The 15,330-nt window shown below is 68.4% G+C and carries 15 protein-coding genes and 1 pseudogene; 9 read left to right on the forward strand and 7 right to left on the reverse strand.

All coding sequences use genetic code 11. The annotated features are described in order from the left end of the window. Positions 1-8: 8 nt before the first annotated feature. Positions 9-1,658: an MFS transporter gene (locus AC0KTM_RS02550; RefSeq protein WP_225327348.1), complete on the reverse strand. Its 1,650-nt coding sequence runs from the start codon at positions 1,656-1,658 to the stop codon at positions 9-11. 130 nt (positions 1,659-1,788) lie between these two features. Here AC0KTM_RS02550 and AC0KTM_RS02555 point away from each other — a divergent pair. After that, a pseudogene (locus AC0KTM_RS02555) lies at positions 1,789-2,571 on the forward strand (DUF3027 domain-containing protein); the annotation flags it as partial. Between the two features lie 176 nt (positions 2,572-2,747). On the opposite strand, the gene AC0KTM_RS02560 reads toward AC0KTM_RS02555, so the two are convergent. Continuing rightward, a complete protein-coding gene (locus tag AC0KTM_RS02560) occupies positions 2,748-3,212 on the reverse strand; it encodes an SRPBCC family protein (RefSeq protein WP_225327347.1) in 465 nt (154 codons plus the stop codon). A 23-nt stretch (positions 3,213-3,235) separates the two neighbouring features. After that, on the reverse strand, positions 3,236-3,511 hold the full coding sequence (locus AC0KTM_RS02565) for a DUF2530 domain-containing protein (RefSeq protein ID WP_225327346.1): 276 nt from the start codon (positions 3,509-3,511) through the stop codon (positions 3,236-3,238). Positions 3,512-3,703: 192 nt separating this feature from the next. On the opposite strand from AC0KTM_RS02565, the gene AC0KTM_RS02570 reads away from it, so the two are divergent. From AC0KTM_RS02570 to AC0KTM_RS02580, 3 genes are read left to right on the forward strand one after another with little or no spacing between them, the layout of a single operon-like run. Next, the gene (locus AC0KTM_RS02570) at positions 3,704-4,135 is read left to right on the forward strand and encodes an Rv0880 family HTH-type transcriptional regulator (protein WP_225327345.1); all 432 of its coding nucleotides are present in this window, start codon (positions 3,704-3,706) and stop codon (positions 4,133-4,135) included. Next, on the forward strand, positions 4,132-5,010 hold the full coding sequence (locus tag AC0KTM_RS02575) for a TrmH family RNA methyltransferase (protein ID WP_225327344.1): 879 nt from the start codon (positions 4,132-4,134) through the stop codon (positions 5,008-5,010). Before AC0KTM_RS02570 ends, AC0KTM_RS02575 begins: the two co-directional genes overlap by 4 nt. 10 nt (positions 5,011-5,020) lie before the next feature. Next, the gene (locus tag AC0KTM_RS02580) at positions 5,021-5,299 is read left to right on the forward strand and encodes a DUF2537 domain-containing protein (RefSeq protein WP_374109696.1); all 279 of its coding nucleotides are present in this window, start codon (positions 5,021-5,023) and stop codon (positions 5,297-5,299) included. 60 nt (positions 5,300-5,359) lie between these two features. Here AC0KTM_RS02580 and sepH read toward each other — a convergent pair whose 3' ends face one another. Beyond that, the gene (gene sepH / locus AC0KTM_RS02585) at positions 5,360-6,130 is read right to left on the reverse strand and encodes a septation protein SepH (protein ID WP_225327342.1); all 771 of its coding nucleotides are present in this window, start codon (positions 6,128-6,130) and stop codon (positions 5,360-5,362) included. A gap of 134 nt (positions 6,131-6,264) precedes the next feature. Further along, the gene (serC, locus tag AC0KTM_RS02590; protein WP_225327341.1) at positions 6,265-7,383 is read right to left on the reverse strand and encodes a phosphoserine transaminase; all 1,119 of its coding nucleotides are present in this window, start codon (positions 7,381-7,383) and stop codon (positions 6,265-6,267) included. 247 nt (positions 7,384-7,630) lie between these two features. Here serC and AC0KTM_RS02595 point away from each other — a divergent pair, with 247 nt between their 5' ends. Both AC0KTM_RS02595 and AC0KTM_RS02600 read left to right on the forward strand, forming a co-directional pair. Further along, positions 7,631-8,656 carry an AurF N-oxygenase family protein gene (locus tag AC0KTM_RS02595; RefSeq protein ID WP_225327340.1) on the forward strand — a complete coding sequence of 342 codons (1,026 nt, stop codon included), beginning with the start codon at positions 7,631-7,633 and terminating at the stop codon, positions 8,654-8,656. A 21-nt stretch (positions 8,657-8,677) separates the two neighbouring features. Beyond that, positions 8,678-10,366 carry an FAD-dependent oxidoreductase gene (locus AC0KTM_RS02600; RefSeq protein WP_225327339.1) on the forward strand — a complete coding sequence of 563 codons (1,689 nt, stop codon included), beginning with the start codon at positions 8,678-8,680 and terminating at the stop codon, positions 10,364-10,366. Here the strand turns inward: AC0KTM_RS02600 and AC0KTM_RS02605 are convergent. Together AC0KTM_RS02605 and AC0KTM_RS02610 are read right to left on the reverse strand one after the other, a co-directional pair. After that, positions 10,363-10,821: a VOC family protein gene (locus tag AC0KTM_RS02605; protein ID WP_225327338.1), complete on the reverse strand. Its 459-nt coding sequence runs from the start codon at positions 10,819-10,821 to the stop codon at positions 10,363-10,365. The genes AC0KTM_RS02600 and AC0KTM_RS02605 overlap by 4 nt on opposite strands. A gap of 135 nt (positions 10,822-10,956) precedes the next feature. Then, a complete protein-coding gene (locus tag AC0KTM_RS02610) occupies positions 10,957-12,078 on the reverse strand; it encodes a citrate synthase 2 (RefSeq protein WP_225327337.1) in 1,122 nt (373 codons plus the stop codon). A 117-nt stretch (positions 12,079-12,195) separates the two neighbouring features. On the opposite strand from AC0KTM_RS02610, the gene pdxH reads away from it, so the two are divergent. The 3 genes from pdxH to AC0KTM_RS02625 all read left to right on the forward strand — a co-directional run bounded on the left by pdxH (position 12,196) and on the right by AC0KTM_RS02625 (position 15,322). Continuing rightward, positions 12,196-12,825 carry a pyridoxamine 5'-phosphate oxidase gene (gene pdxH, locus AC0KTM_RS02615; RefSeq protein ID WP_225327441.1) on the forward strand — a complete coding sequence of 210 codons (630 nt, stop codon included), beginning with the start codon at positions 12,196-12,198 and terminating at the stop codon, positions 12,823-12,825. 30 nt (positions 12,826-12,855) lie between these two features. Next, positions 12,856-13,755 (forward strand): amidohydrolase family protein, encoded by a 900-nt coding sequence (locus AC0KTM_RS02620; RefSeq protein WP_472414890.1) that lies wholly within the window; start codon positions 12,856-12,858, stop codon positions 13,753-13,755. A gap of 271 nt (positions 13,756-14,026) precedes the next feature. Further along, entirely contained in the window at positions 14,027-15,322 is a 1,296-nt protein-coding gene (locus AC0KTM_RS02625; RefSeq protein ID WP_225327335.1) for a citrate synthase, read from the forward strand. Positions 15,323-15,330 lie beyond the last annotated feature (8 nt).

Below are 15,330 nucleotides of genomic sequence, written 5' to 3' on the forward strand. Positions count from 1 at the left end.
TCGGGGTTTCACTCGGCGACCACCGCCGGACTGCCGACGCCGCGACGGGTGCCCTCTTGCTCGACCATGATGGGCCTATTACCTCCCAGGCCGGGAATCAGCGAGTTGCCGCGGAAGCTGACCAGCGTCTGCGCCAGGCCCGGGATGAGCAGGGCAGTGACCGCGGTGAATCCGACCCACAGTTCGGTGTACACCAACACACCCACGGCGCCGCCGAGGACCCAGGCCAACTGCAGCGTCGACTCCGAGCGCCCGAAACCCGATGCCCGGGATTCCTCCGGCAGATCGTTCTGCAACGAGGCGTCCAGGGACGCCTTCGCGATCGCGCTGGCCCCCGACGTCACCAGCGTGGCGATCGCGGCCAGCATCAGGTTGCCGGCCACCGAGGCCGCCAATGCGACCGCGCTCACCGCCAGCGTGCAGCGCACCACCAGCACGGCGGGCCGGCCCAGTTTGAGGCGCGCGCTGGTGAAGTTGCCGACGAAGTTGCCGATGCCGGCCGCCGCGCCGATCACCCCGAGTATGGCGACCTGCGCCCACCCGCTGGCGTCATGCGCCTTGGCGACGAATGCCGGATACAAGAACAGAAACCCCACCATGACCTTGATGGTGCAGTTACCCCACAGCGAAGTAATGATGTTGCGGCCCAACGGTTGCCGAAGTGCCCCGCTGACCTCTTTGTGCCAGCTTCGGCGCAGGGGTTCGCTGTCCTGGCGGTAGCTCAAGGTGGCGGGGACCTCACCGGCGGTCACCTCGACCCAGCGCGGGATCCGCATGGACAGCGCCGCGCCGGCGATCGTGACCGCGACGACGACGAACAATGCGCCGGGCAGCTTGAACAGGTGCGTGCAGACGAATTCGACGCCCCCGGCGATGGCGCCCCCGGCGATGGTGCCGCCCAGCAGACCGAACATGGTCAGCCGCGAGTTGACCCGCACCAGGTCGATGGTCGGCGGCATCACCCTGGGTGTCACCGCGCTGCGCAGCACGCTGAACGACTTCGAGAACACCATCATGGCCAGCGCGCACGGGTACAGCACCATCGACGGGTAGCTCCCGCTGGCGCCGTCGTAGTTCATGATCAGCACCAGCGCCAACGCCGTGCGTAGGGCGAACGACGCGGCGAGCGCGACGCGGCGCCCGTGCTGCAGCCGGTCCAGCGCCGGACCGATGAGGGGGGCGATCACCGCGAACGGCGCGATGGTGATCAACAGGTACAGCGCGACGCGGCCCTTGCTCTCCCCGGTCGCCGCCGCGAAGAACAACGTGTTGGCCAAGGCGACGGCCATCGCGGCGTCCACCGCGAAGTTGGCCACCGTGGGCCAGGTGAGCGCCGTCAGACCGGACTTGTCGGCGCCGTCGGCCGTGGCCGCGCGCTGCACCATCCAATACATCCGGGAACCCATTTCGCGGCTGCGCAGCGCCGCGGCGCGGGTGACGGTGATCCGCTCGCCGGGAGTCGGGGCACGAGGGGGCGCGCCGGTGCTGTGGTCCGGCTCCGCCTGGTGGCTCAGCGGGGGCAGATAGCGGTTGGCGCTCGGCATCGGCGGTGGGCGGCGCGTCCGGCGCTGGGCGCCGTCGCCGGCAGGGTAGTTGGCCGCGCCCGGATGTTGTGCGGCAACGCCATTGGGGGCCCGGCGGCCCGGCCTGGAGCCCACCCGGCCCGGATCGCCTTGCCGCCGCCCAGACACTCCCCGATTCTCCCCTATGCCGGCGACATGCGTCTGCAGGTAACGGGGCGTGGCTCGTCAACCTAGTATTGGAACCGCAATGCAGACAGAAGACAGCGTGACCAGACCCATCGAGGGATCGCCCGTGGCGACCGTGGGCGAGTGGCCCGAACGGTTGGCGGCGGTGCTCACGGGCGCGGCGGACCAGGCCAGGGCCGCCGTTGTGGAGTTCAGCGGGCCGGAGACGCTCGGCGACTATCTGGGCGTCAGCTACGAAGACCCGAACACCGCCACCCACCGGTTCCTGGCGCATCTACCGGGCTACCAGGGGTGGCAGTGGGCCGTGGTTGTGGCCGCCTATCCCGGCGCCGATCACGCCACCGTGAGCGAAGTGGTGCTCGTCCCGGGCCCGACGGCGTTGCTGGCGCCGGAATGGGTGCCGTGGGAGCAGCGGGTGCGACCCGGGGACCTCAGCCCCGGGGACCTGTTGGCCCCCGCCGCCGACGATCCTCGGCTGGTTCCCGGCTACACCGCCAGCGGGGACCCACAGGTCGACGAGACCGCCGCCGAGATCGGGCTGGGCCGACGCTGGGTGATGAGCGGCGAGGGACGTGCGGAGGCGGCCGAACGCTGGCACACCGGCGACTACGGCCCCGACTCGCCGATGGCGCGATCCACCAAGCGGGTGTGCCGCGACTGTGGCTTCTTCCTGCCGCTGTCGGGATCCCTGGGGGCCATGTTCGGCGTGTGCGGCAACGAGCTGTCGGCCGACGGGCACATCGTCGACAAGCAGTATGGCTGCGGTGCGCACTCGGACACCCCGGCGCCGGCGGGCACCGGGTCCCCCGCGTACGAGCCCTACGACGACGGGGTGCTGGACGTCACCCAGGCGCCGGTCGAGCCGACGGCGCCACCGGAGCCGTCGGAGCCGCCCGAAACGTCGGAGCCGTCGGAGCCGTCGGACACGTCAGAAGCTCAGCCGGAGGCGGTGACCGAAACGCCGGAGGCGGAATCCGAAACCGGGTCGGCCGAGTCCGAGCAGCAGCCCGCGCCGGAGAACCAGAGCGAGACCCCCGACTAGCCCCGTGCGGCGCCTTCTGCGGCGGCCTTGATGCGCGCCAAAGAGGCGTTCATGCCGTCGAGCAATTCGTGTTCGAAATTATCGGTGCCGCCGAAGAGCGCTTTGACCGACAGGTTCGAAAACGCGGTGACGCCGTTTTCGGCGTGGCGGCTCTCGATCACCCGGGTGCCCTCGCCGGCCGGCTCGAGCTCATAGCTCCAGATGGTGTTGTTGGTGTCGACGCGGAACGCGAGTTTGCGGTCCGGGACGATCTCGACCACCGTGCAGGTGGTCGGCCAGAACATTCGATTGCGACGGTTGAGGTTGAGGGTGCGGGTGCCCTGACGCACCGGGCCGAAAGGCTTCATCCAGCGGCACTGCGGACTCCATTCCGGCATGCGCCGAAGATCGGAAATCAATTCCCACACTTTGGCAACCGGTGCGTTGATGTCGACGTGCGCTTGCAATAGCGGGGCTACCATCGCTCCTCCAACAGGTCAGCGAATCATCTTTGGTCGAGGTAATTTTCGAGTCCGGCCTGGGCGCCGCGCGCGCCACGGCGGGCCGCCGCAAGCTGCAGCAAGAAAATGGTCGTGCCGAGCACCCCCACGCCCAGCCCGGCCAGCGTCACCGGGCGCCAGCCCGCCAGAGCGGGCACCAGGAACGCCGCGGCCGCCGCGATCACCCATCCCAGCGCTCCGAGCGCGATGAACGGCCAGGCGTGCACCAGTACCGCGGGCAGGGGCGGCGCCGTGCGGTTGTGGCCAGGTTCGGCGGACATCGCGATTAACATAGCCCGCCGCCGGCGCCCGCTGGCGCCGCGCCCATTTGCCGAAACGGACCGTCGAAGGTTCCGAGCAGGACGGGGTGGCGCGCAGCTAAGCGTTTCGATGAAGTTTCGTGCGGTTTAGTGAACGCCCGTCGTTCACCGGTTGGTGTCCCGGTTTCTCAGGCTTCCGTGTAACCTCGCGCCATGCCTGACAGCGATGCGCGGCTGGCCAGCGACCTGTCACTGGCTGTCATGCGGCTGGCCCGCCAACTGCGGTTCCGCAACCCGTCGTCGCCGGTGTCGCTGTCGCAGCTGTCGGCGCTGGCCATGCTGGCCACCGAAGGTCCGATGACGCCCGGCGCCCTGGCAATTCGCGAACGGGTCAGGCCGCCATCGATGACGCGGGTGATCGCGTCGCTGGCCGAGATGGGTCTGGTGGATCGCGCGCCGCACCCCGTCGACGGCCGGCAGGTCCTGGTCTCGGTTTCCGAGGCCGGGGCGGAGCTGGTCAAGGCCAACCGTCGCGCCCGTCAGGAATGGCTGGCCAAGCGGCTGTCGACGCTGGACTCCGAACAACGTGACATCCTGCGCAGCGCGGCCGATCTGATGTTGGCGTTGGTCGACGAAAGCCCGTGAGCGCCGGCGCCGATGTTGGCAACGTTCACGACGTCGACGACCCCGACGACCCGAGGCTCGACGATTTCCGCGACCTGAACAGTGTCGATCGCCGTCCCGACCTGCCGTCGGGAAAAGGGCTGGTGATCGCCGAAGGCGTGCTGGTGGTGCAGCGCATGCTCGCGTCCCGGTTCCGCCCGCATGCCCTGCTCGGCACCGACCGCCGGCTCGCCGAGCTCAAGGACGACCTGGCCGGCAGCGCCGTGCCGTTCTACCGGACGTCGGCCGACGTCATGGCCCAGGTGGTCGGCTTTCACCTCAATCGCGGCGTGCTGGCGGCCGCCCGGCGGGTGCCGGAGCCGAGCGTGGCCGAGGTGCTCGCCGGCGCCCGCACCGTCGCCGTGCTCGAAGGGGTCAACGATCACGAGAACCTGGGCTCGATCTTTCGCAACGCGGCCGGGCTGGGCGTCGACGCGGTGATCTTCGGCAGTGGGTGCGCCGATCCGTTGTACCGTCGCGCCGTCCGGGTCTCGATGGGCCACGCCCTGCTGGTGCCGTACGCGCGCGCAACCTGTTGGCCCGCCGAGCTGATGACGTTGAAGGAGAACGGATTTCGGCTTCTGGCGATGACCCCGCAAGACTCGGCGTGCCCGTTGGCCGAGGCGATGACGGCCGCGCGCGGCGAACGCGTCGCGGTGTTGGTGGGCGCGGAGGGTCCCGGGCTGACGCCGGCCACCTTGCGATTGAGCGATGTGCGAGCGCGCATTCCGATGTCGCGGGGCACCGACTCGCTCAACGTCGCGACCGCGGCCGCGCTGGCGTTCTACGAGCGGGCCCGGCTCGGTGACGTCGCGGGCCGCTCGGCGGCGAAAGGCGGGGATGGACGGTCAGGCTAGGCTTCGGCTGATGAAGGACCAGTCCGTGCCCTGGGCAACGGGTTTGACGGTGACCGCGTTTGTCGCGGCGGTCACCGCCGCGGCGATCGTGGTGCTCAGTCTGGGCTTGGTTCGCGTGCATCCGCTGCTGGCCGTCGGGCTGAACATCGTGGCGGCCGGGGGACTGGCGCCGACCCTGTGGGGGTGGCGGCGCACCCCCGTTCTGCGCTGGTTCGTGCTGGGCGCCGGAGTCGGCGTGACGGGAGCGTGGATCGCGCTGCTCGCGATGGCGGCCGCGGGTCGCGCCTAGTGGTGATCGCGAGCGCGGCGTAGCCGGGCGAAGCGGGTCGCCACCATTTGCTCTAGCGGGCTAGCGCTGCCCGCCCGAGCGCACGCCGAGCAGCACGTCTTCCCACGCCGGGATGACCGGCTTGCCCCGGCGGGTGTGTACCGGCTTCTCGTCGGGCTCGGGGGCCGGCGCTTCCGCGACGGGTGGCTTCGCGGGCTCTTCGAAGTCGACGTGGGCCACCCGCGCCACCGGTCGCAACGGACGCTCGAAGGTCGGGTCGATCAACGCGCTGGCGGCGTCGTCGATGGCGGTGACCGTTCCGCCGTGGGCGCCGGGGGCGAAGCAGAAATGCGCGAGGTTGTCCGAACGACCGACCTTCCACGCGAGCTGCACCGTCCAGCGGTTGTCTTCGTTGCGCCAGGCGTCCCAGCTGAGTTTGTCGTGGTCGAGGCCCCGGGTCACCAAGGCGGTGCTGACGGTCTCCAGCAGGGTCAGCACGGCCGGACCGTCGGCCAGCATGGGGTGTGCGGCGGTTGCCAGTTCCGCGGCGCGAAACCGTTCCAACAGCACCGGGTGAGCGAAGCGGCGGATCCGCGAAACGTCCGAGCCCGACGCCGCGGCGACCTGCTCGACGGACGCGCCGGCGCGGATCTTGGCCTGAATTTCCTTGGGGCTGAGCATGTTGGTGACTTCAATCTCGAGCTGCGGTTGCTCGGGGTGCTGGGCCGCGTCGCGCAGAGCGGCTCGCAGGCGGTCGTCGGCCGCCAGCTTGAACTGCTCCGCGGGATCATCGCTCTCGCAGATGACGTATTTGCTGTCGGCGTCGAGCCCGACCACTTTGAGTTCCCGCATGGCTATCTCCTCGCAGGCTCCGTGCAGGTCAGCGACGGATCCGTCACGGCGCACTTTAGTCCAGCAACCGCCCATCATCTGTGCTGACACGCTGGGCGGTTGCGCGCGATTGCCGGCTGTTCCAGGGCGTGCGACTAAAGCCGCTCGACGACCCAGTCGACGCACTCGGTGAGGGCGCTGACGTCGTCGGGATCCACCGCCGGGAACATCCCGACCCGCAGCTGGTTGCGGCCGAGCTTGCGGTACGGCTCGGTGTCGACGATTCCGTTTGCCCGCAGGATCTTCGCCACGGCCGCGGCGTCGACGTCGTCGACGAAGTCGATGGTGCCCACCACCTGCGAGCGCAGCTTCGGGTCGGTGACGAACGGGGTGGTGTAGGGCCGCTCCTCGGCCCACGAGTACAGGCGTCCCGAGGAGTCCGCCGTGCGCTTGACGGCCCAGTCCAGCCCGCCGTTGCCCAGCATCCAGTCGACCTGCTCGGCCATCAGCGCCAGGGTGCCGACCGCCGGGGTGTTGTAGGTCTGGTCCTTGAGGCTGTTCTCCACCGCGATGGGCAGCGACAGGAAGTCGGGGACCCAGCGGCCGGATGCGGCGACCGATTCGACGCGGGCCAGCGCTGCGGGGCTCATGACGGCCAGCCACAGCCCGCCGTCGCTGGCGAAATTCTTCTGTGGCGAAAAGTAGTAGGCATCCGTCTCGGTGATGTCGACGGGCAGGCCACCGGCCCCGGACGTCGCGTCGATGACGACCAATGCCTCACCGGAGTCGGTGGGTCGGCGCACGGGCACGGCGACGCCGGTCGAGGTCTCGTTGTGGGCCCAGGCGATCACGTCCACGGAGGGATCGCTCTGCGGCTCGGGTGCGCTGCCCGCATCCGACTTGATGACGATGGGATCGCCGACGAAGGGGTTCTTGGCGACCGCGGAGGCGAACTTCGAGCTGAATTCGCCGTAGGAGAGGTGCAGCGAGCGCTTGTCGATCAAGCCGAACGCCGCGGCATCCCAGAACGCCGTCGCGCCCCCGTTGCCCAGAATGACCTCGTAGCCCTCCGGCACCGAGAACAGCTGGGCGAGCCCCGACCGCAGTCGGCCCACCAGATTCTTGACCGGCGCCTGCCGGTGCGAGGTTCCGAACAGCGGCGCCGCGGTCGTGGTCAGCGCCTGGAGTTGTTCGGGCCGGACCTTGGACGGGCCGCACCCGAAGCGGCCGTCGCGGGGTTTGATGTCAGCGGGGATCTCGAGCTGGTCAGCCATGTTCATCAGGGTAGTGAGCCGCCCTGGCGGCCCGATTCAGCGGGCCGTCCGCCGACGCCTGCCGTCGGGGCAAAAGGCCTGCTCGGACCCGCCGCAACGTTTCGCTGGTTGTGATCCAGGGCATATGAATCGGATGACCACTGGTCAGGTCACAGTGCGTCGGAGGGGTCTAGGAAATATCCGGTACCTCCGGTACTGTCTGGACATAGCACGTCCAAATGTAAACCTCGTTGAGGAGGCCTGAATTATGGCTAGGACGCGATTGGTCCGGCGTTGGCGCCGCAACATGGAAGTGCGCGACGACGTCGACTACGTCAACATGCTTGCCACACTGTCCGAGGGGTCGGTGCGGCGGAACTTCAACCCATACACCGACATCGATTGGGACTCACCGGAATTCGCTGTCACCGACAACGACCCCCGGTGGATCCTGCCGGCGACCGACCCGCTGGGCCGCCACCCCTGGTACGCGGCGCAGTCAGATGAGCGCAAGATCAAGATCGGGATGTGGCGGCAGGCCAACGTGGCCAAGGTGGGGTTGCACTTCGAATCCATCCTGATCCGCGGCCTGATGAACTACACGTTCTGGGTGCCCAACGGATCACCCGAATACCGGTACTGCCTGCACGAGTCGGTCGAAGAGTGCAACCACACCATGATGTTCCAGGAGATGGTGAACCGGATCGGCGCCGACGTCCCGGGCATGCCGCGGATGCTCAAGTGGCTGTCGCCGTTGGTTCCGCTGGTGGCCGGGCCGCTGCCGGTGGCGTTCTTCATCGGCGTGCTCGCCGGCGAGGAACCCATCGACCACACGCAGAAAAACATTCTGCGCGAAGGCAAGTCGCTACACCCGATCATGGAACGAGTGATGGCGATTCACGTCGCCGAGGAAGCGCGCCACATCTCGTTCGCCCACGAGTTCCTGCGCAAGCGGGTGCCCGAACTGACCAAGCGGCAGCGCTTCTGGACCGCGTTGTACCTGCCGCTGACCATGAAGGCGCTGTGCCGCGCAATTGTGGTGCCGCCCAAGGCTTTCTGGCGGGAGTTCGACATTCCGCGCGAGGTCAAGAAGGAACTGTTCTTCCGGTCGCCGGAATCGCGGAAGTGGCTCAGCGACATGTTCGGTGACGTGCGGATGCTGGCCTACGACACCGGCCTGATGGAGACGCGCTCGGCGCGGTTGATGTGGCGGTTGTGCAAGATCAACGGAAAGCCGTCGCGCTACCGCAGCGAGCCGCAGCGCCAGCACCTCGCCGCGGTCCCGGCCGCATAACGGGTCCGGTTTGTAGGTTTCATGCCGCACGTTATTACCCAGTCGTGCTGCAACGACGGGTCCTGTGTTTTCGCGTGTCCGGTGAATTGCATTCACCCCACACCGGACGAGCCCGGCTTTGCCACCTCGGAGATGCTCTACATCGATCCGGTGGCCTGCGTGGACTGCGGCGCCTGCGTGAGCGCGTGCCCGGTCGGGGCCATCGCGCCCGACACCCGGCTGGATACCAAGCAGCTGCCCTTCGTCGAGATCAACGCGTCCTTCTACCCGAAACGGCCCGAGGGCGAGAAGCTTCCGCCGACGTCGAAGCTGGCCCCGGTTATCCCGGCCGCCGAAGTGCGTGCCCGCCGCCGGCCGCTGACCGTGGCCATCGTCGGATCGGGTCCGGCGGCGATGTATGCCGCCGACGAGCTACTCACCCAGCACGGCGTGTGCGTCAACGTCTTTGAGAAGTTGCCCACCCCGTACGGGCTGGTGCGGGCCGGGGTGGCGCCCGATCACCAGAACACCAAGAGGGTCACCCGGCTCTTCGACCGGGTCGCCGGCCACGAGCGCTTCCGCTTCTATCTCAACGTCGAGATCGGCAACCACCTCAGCCACGACGACCTGTTGGCTCACCACCACGCCGTGCTGTACGCCGTGGGTGCGCCCGACGACCGCCGTCTGGACATCGAGGGCATGGGACTGGCCGGTACCGGCACCGCGACCGAATTGGTCGCCTGGATCAACGGTCATCCCGACTTCGCCGATCTGCCAGTCGATCTCAGCCACGAACGGGTGGTGATCATCGGCAACGGAAACGTCGCCCTCGATGTGGCCCGGGTGCTCACCGCGGACGCCGACGACCTGGCCCGCACCGATATCGCCGACCACGCGCTGGCGGCGTTCCGCGGCTCAGCGGTGCGTGAGGTGGTGATCGCCGCCCGGCGTGGCCCGGCCCAGTCGGCGTTCACGTTGCCCGAGCTGATCGGGCTCACGGGCGGTTCCGAGGTCGTGCTCAGCGCGGCCGACCACGAGCTGGTCGCGGCCGACCTCGCGACGGCGTCGGATGCCTTGACGAAAAACAAGCTGGAAATCTTGAGCACGCTCGGCGACGCCTCGGCGCCGGCGGCACGCCCGCGGATCAGGCTGGCTTACCGGCTCACTCCGAATCGTGTGCTGGGGGAGCAGCGCGTCTCCGGTGTGGAGTTCTCGGTCACCGGCACCAATGACGTGCGCCGCGTGAACACGGGTCTGGTGCTGACGTCGATCGGCTACCGCGGCAAGCCAATTCGCGGCCTTCCCTATGACGAATCGTCGGCCGTGGTGCCCAACGACGGCGGGCGCGTCGTCGATCCCGCCTCCGGCACACCGGTGCCCGGCGCATACGTCGCGGGCTGGATCAAGCGGGGGCCGAGCGGGTTCATCGGGACCAACAAGTCGTGCTCGTTTGAGACCGTGCAGGCCCTGGTCGCCGATTTCAACGCCGGCAACCTGACCGATCCGGCGGCCAAGCCCGAGGCGCTGACCGCCCTGGTGCGCGCCCGCCAGCCCGACGCCATCGACGCGGCGGGATGGCGTGCCATCGACGCCGCGGAGATCGCGCGCGGCAGCGGTGAGGGCCGGCCCCGCAACAAGTTCACCGACGTCGCCGCGATGCTCGCGGCCGCAGCGACCGCCGAGCCGGCGCCGCCGCCGCGACGCCGGCTCTTGGACCGGCTGCTCGGCTAACCGGCTCCCTGCCCGGACATCGCCGCCGTGATCTCTTCCATGCTGACCTCGCGGACCGGCTGCCCCAGCGACCAATGGTGGCCGAACGGGTCGGCGACCACGCCGTAGCGGTCGCCCCAGAACTGGTCCTCCAGCGGGGCCACCACGGTGGCACCGGCGTCCAGCGCCCGCTGGAAGCCGGCGTCGACGTCGGTGACGGTGAGGTGGATCGTGACCGGGGTGCCACCCAACGAGGTCGGGGTCATCGACTTGCCGCCACACATCTCCGGGAAGTCGTCGTTGAGCATCACCGTGAAGCCGTTGATGCGCACCGCGGCGTGGACCAGTTTGCCGTCCGGACGCGGCACACGGCCAATCTCCTCGGCCCCAAAAGCCTTGACGTAGAAGTCGATTGCCGCGGCGGCATTGTCGACCACGAGGTGCGGGGACAATGCGGGTTCGATGTTGATCGCCATGCTGGTTCTCCTTGCTATCGGTTCCGTCGCCTGCCCACGGCAGGGCAGGCTCACGACGTATGACTGCGTCGGTGACGCAAACTCATCGCGCGACAGCGACCATTAAATCGCCGGGTACCGACAAGCTGGAAGGGCTCAGGCGTTGGTGAGGCTGCGGTCCCAGCCCTCGACGGATTCCGGGCTGCGCGGGGCGGGGCCCACGTAGATCGCCGACGGCCGGACCAGCTTGCCGAGCCGCTTCTGCTCGAGAATGTGGGCGCACCACCCGGCGGTGCGCCCGCAGGTGAACATCGCGGGCATCATGTTGGCCGGCACCCGGGCGAAGTCCAGGATGACCGCGGCCCAGAACTCGACGTTGGTCTCGATGGCCCGGTCGGGGCGCCGCTCACGCAGCTCGGCGAGGGCGGCCTGCTCCAGCGCGACGGCAACCTCGTGGCGCGGCGCGGCCAACCGCTCGGCGGTGGCGCGCAGCACCCGCGCCCGCGGGTCCTCCGCGCGGTACACCCGGTGCCCGAATCCCATCAGCTTGTCGCCGCTGTCCAGGATCTTCTTCACCAGGCCGCGCGCGTCGCCGGTGCGCTCGACCTCTTCGATCATCGGCAGCACCCGCGCCGGCGCGCCGCCGTGCAGTGGGCCGCTCATCGCGCCGATCGCCCCGGACAGCGCCGCGGCCACGTCGGCGCCGGTGGAGGCGATGACCCGTGCGGTGAACGTCGAGGCGTTCATGCCGTGCTCGGCGGCCGAAACCCAGTAGGCGTCAATCGCTTCGACGTGACGCGGGTCCGGCTCGCCCTGCCAGCGCGTCATGAAACGGGCAGTGACCGTTTCGCACTCGTCGATCACCCGCTGCGGCACCGCGGGCTGATAAATACCGCGCGCGGACTGCGCCACATACGACAGCGCCATGACGGACGCCCGGGCCAGCTGGTTGCGGGCGGTGGCCTCATCGGTGTCCAGCAGCGGCTTGTACCCCCAGATCGGGGCGAGCATCGCCAGGCCCGCCTGCACGTCGACGCGCACGTCACCGGTGTGGATGGGCAGCGGGAACGGCTCGGCGGGCGGCAGCCCGTGGCCGAACTTGCCGTCGACCAGCAACGCCCATACGTCGCCGAAGGTGACGTGCTGACCCACCAGGTCTTCGATGTCGACACCGCGGTAGCGCAGCGCGCCGCCGTCTTTATCCGGTTCGGCGATTTCGGTGGTGAAGGCCACGACGCCTTCCAGTCCGGGGACAAAGTCTTCTGGGACCACAGTCATGCCGAAAATTCTCGCACCCCCCGCTCGGGCCGACGCTACCGGCCGGTAGCAAGCGCCGGTAGCGTGGACGCGATGGCAGGACGAGACCCCGAGCCAGGAAAAGAGCACCTGCAAAGAATGCGTGTGGAATACGGATCGGTGGAGAAGGACGGCAGTCCAGACCTCGACGCGGACTGGCTCGCCGACGGTTGGGTTTCGTTGTTGCGCAGATGGATCGACGACGCCGAGGCAGCGGGTGTCGCCGAGCCCAACGCGATGGTGCTGGCCACCGTCACCGCCGACGGCCGGCCGGCCAGCCGGTCGGTGCTGTGCAAGAGCATCGACGAGACCGGAATCACCTTTTTCACCAACTATGGCTCGGCCAAGGGCGACGATCTGGCCGCGACGCCGTACGCCGCGGTGACGTTTCCCTGGTACCAGCTCGGCCGCCAGGTCCACGTCCGCGGCCCGGTGCGCAAGGTCACCGCGGAGGCCACCGAGGACTACTGGTCGAAACGGCCGCGCGGGTCACAGCTGGGCGCCTGGGCCTCGCATCAGTCGCACCCGATCGCCTCGCGGGCGGCCCTGCTGGGCCAGCTGGCGGAGGTGACCGCGCGCTTCGCCGACCGCGACCAGGTTCCGGTGCCGCCGGGCTGGGGCGGCTATCTCATCGCGCCGGAGGTGGTCGAGTTCTGGCAGGGACGGGAAAACCGCTTGCATAACCGCATCCGGGTCAGCGGCGATCGCGTCGAGCGCCTCCAGCCGTAGCGCGCCGACCGGCGGCTAACTTGGCTGGCGATGGACGAAACGGAATCGGTGCGCCGGCTCACGAAGTCGCTCGGGCTGCCAGGCATCGTCGACGTGCACACGCATTTCATGCCCAAGTCGGTGATGGACAAGGTGTGGCGATACTTCGATGATGCCGGTCCGCTGGTGGGACGGCATTGGCCGATCGCCTACCGCAGCGACGAACAACAGCGCCTGCGGACCCTCCGGGGCTTTGGGGTCCGGGCGTTCACGTCGCTGATCTATCCGCACAAGCCGCACATGGCGGCCTGGTTGAACCAGTGGGCGAGATCGTTCGCGGCGACGACGCCCGACTGCCTGCACACCGCGACGCTGTACCCCGAACCGGGTGTAAAGGACTACGTGGGTCAGGCCATCGCCTCGGGCGCCCGAGTGTTCAAGGCCCACATTCAGGTCGGCCGATACAGCCCCACCGACCCGCTGCTCGACGGCGCCTGGGGCCTCATCGAAGACGCCGCAATCCCCGTCGTCATCCACTGCGGCTCGGGTCCCGTCCCCGGCGACCACACCGGCGTCGGGCCCGTCGCCGCCCTGCTCGCGCGGCATCCTCACCTGCGGTTGATCGTTGCCCACCTGGGCATGCCCGAGTACACGGGCTTCCTCGACCTGGCCGATCGGTACGACGACGTGCGCCTCGACACCACCATGGCGTTCACCCCGTTCATCGAGGAGGCCATGCCGTTCCCGCCCGCCGAGTACGGACGGCTTCGCGACCTCGCCGACCGCATACTCTTCGGGAGCGACTTTCCCAACATCCCGTATGGCTACCTCGACGCGATCCAAGTCCTCACCCGGCTGCCTGGCGTCGACGACGTGTGGCTGCGAAAGGTGTTACATGACAACGCCGCTCACGTCTTCGGGCTGGCTGAACCGATGTCCACGACGGGGTGATGGCCGCCGCTTGCCCGGGCAAGGGCGGTGCGGGTGAACCCGTTGCGGTCTGCGCTTCGGCGGATCGCGTCGCACCCGCGGGCGAGCGCCGGGCGCGCAGTGGCGAAAGTCACGAGCCGCCGGGACGGTCACCGCGCTACCTGATGAAAGCTTAAGGAAGGTTCGTAGACCCGACCCCGGACGGGCGCCTCGTCGCCATAACGACTACCTTCAGCTGTAAGCACCCAAGTCAGGGGGCAGCCGTATCAGCCGGAAGCACGAAGGGGTTCTCGTGGCCGACACCGACGACACCGCCACTCTGAAGTACCCGGGCGGTGAGACCGACCTGGAGATCGTCAGCGCCACCGAAGGCGCCGACGGCATCGCGCTGGGCTCGCTGTTGTCCAAGACCGGCTACACCACATTCGACAACGGTTTCGTCAACACCGCGTCGTGCAAGAGCTCGATCACCTACATCGACGGCGACGCCGGAATCCTGCGTTACCGCGGCTACCCGATCGAGCAACTGGCCGAGAAGTCGACCTTCATCGAGGTGAGCTACCTCTTGATCTACGGCGAGCTGCCCAGCAAGGAGCAGCTGGCCGAGTTCACCAAGCGGATCCAGCTGCACACCATGCTGCACGAGGACCTGAAGCGGTTCTTCGACGGTTTTCCGCGCAACGCCCACCCGATGCCGGTGTTGTCCAGCGCGGTCAACGCGCTCTCCGCGTACTACCCGGACTCGCTCGACCCGACCGACACCGAGCAGGTCGAGCTGTCCACCATCCGGCTGTTGGCCAAGCTGCCGACCATCGCCGCCTACGCATATAAGAAGTCGGTCGGTCAGCCGTTCCTCTACCCGGACAACTCGCTGACGCTGGTGGAGAACTTCCTGCGCATGACCTTCGGCCTGCCCGCCGAGCCCTACCAGGCGGACCCCGAGATCATTCGGGCGCTGGACATGCTGCTCATCCTGCACGCCGACCACGAGCAGAACTGCTCGACGTCGACGGTGCGGTTGGTTGGGTCGTCACAAGCCAACCTGTTCACCTCCGTTTCCGGCGGAATCAACGCGCTGTGGGGCCCGCTGCACGGCGGCGCCAACCAGGCGGTCCTCGAGATGCTCGAGCAGATCCGCGAAAGCGACGACAACGTCAGTGAATTCGTCCGGAAGGTGAAGAACCGCGAGGCCGGCGTCAAGCTGATGGGCTTCGGCCACCGCGTCTACAAGAACTACGACCCGCGGGCCCGCATCGTCAAGGAGCAGGCCGACAAGATCCTGGCCAAGCTCGGCGGCGACGACGACCTGCTCAGCATCGCCAAGGAGCTCGAAGAGGCGGCGCTGACCGACGACTACTTCGTCGAGCGCAAGCTGTACCCCAACGTCGACTTCTACACCGGCCTGATCTACCGCGCCCTCGGGTTCCCGACGCGGATGTTCACCGTGCTGTTCGCGCTGGGCCGGATGCCCGGCTGGATCGCGCACTGGCGTGAGATGCACGACGAGGGCGACAGCAAGATCGGCCGCCCGCGCCAGATCTACACCGGCTACACCGAGCGCGACTACGCGACGATCGACGCGCGCTAGTTTCCCTG

This window comes from Mycobacterium sp. NTMscope_Eco_3 (genome assembly GCF_976985685.1).

What these genes read in the sequence shown, in the direction of transcription:
- AC0KTM_RS02560 (WP_225327347.1), bottom strand. Translation starts at nt 3,212, where the DNA reads ATGGTAGCCCCGCTATTGCAAGCGCACGTCGACATCAACGCACCGGTT.
- AC0KTM_RS02565 (WP_225327346.1), bottom strand. Translation starts at nt 3,511, where the DNA reads ATGTCCGCCGAACCTGGCCACAACCGCACGGCGCCGCCCCTGCCCGCG.
- AC0KTM_RS02570 (WP_225327345.1), top strand. Translation starts at nt 3,704, where the DNA reads ATGCCTGACAGCGATGCGCGGCTGGCCAGCGACCTGTCACTGGCTGTC.
- AC0KTM_RS02580 (WP_374109696.1), top strand. Translation starts at nt 5,021, where the DNA reads ATGAAGGACCAGTCCGTGCCCTGGGCAACGGGTTTGACGGTGACCGCG.
- sepH (WP_225327342.1), bottom strand. Translation starts at nt 6,130, where the DNA reads ATGCGGGAACTCAAAGTGGTCGGGCTCGACGCCGACAGCAAATACGTC.
- serC (WP_225327341.1), bottom strand. Translation starts at nt 7,383, where the DNA reads ATGGCTGACCAGCTCGAGATCCCCGCTGACATCAAACCCCGCGACGGC.
- AC0KTM_RS02595 (WP_225327340.1), top strand. Translation starts at nt 7,631, where the DNA reads ATGGCTAGGACGCGATTGGTCCGGCGTTGGCGCCGCAACATGGAAGTG.
- AC0KTM_RS02600 (WP_225327339.1), top strand. Translation starts at nt 8,678, where the DNA reads ATGCCGCACGTTATTACCCAGTCGTGCTGCAACGACGGGTCCTGTGTT.
- AC0KTM_RS02605 (WP_225327338.1), bottom strand. Translation starts at nt 10,821, where the DNA reads ATGGCGATCAACATCGAACCCGCATTGTCCCCGCACCTCGTGGTCGAC.
- AC0KTM_RS02610 (WP_225327337.1), bottom strand. Translation starts at nt 12,078, where the DNA reads ATGACTGTGGTCCCAGAAGACTTTGTCCCCGGACTGGAAGGCGTCGTG.
- pdxH (WP_225327441.1), top strand. Translation starts at nt 12,196, where the DNA reads ATGCGTGTGGAATACGGATCGGTGGAGAAGGACGGCAGTCCAGACCTC.
- AC0KTM_RS02620 (WP_472414890.1), top strand. Translation starts at nt 12,856, where the DNA reads ATGGACGAAACGGAATCGGTGCGCCGGCTCACGAAGTCGCTCGGGCTG.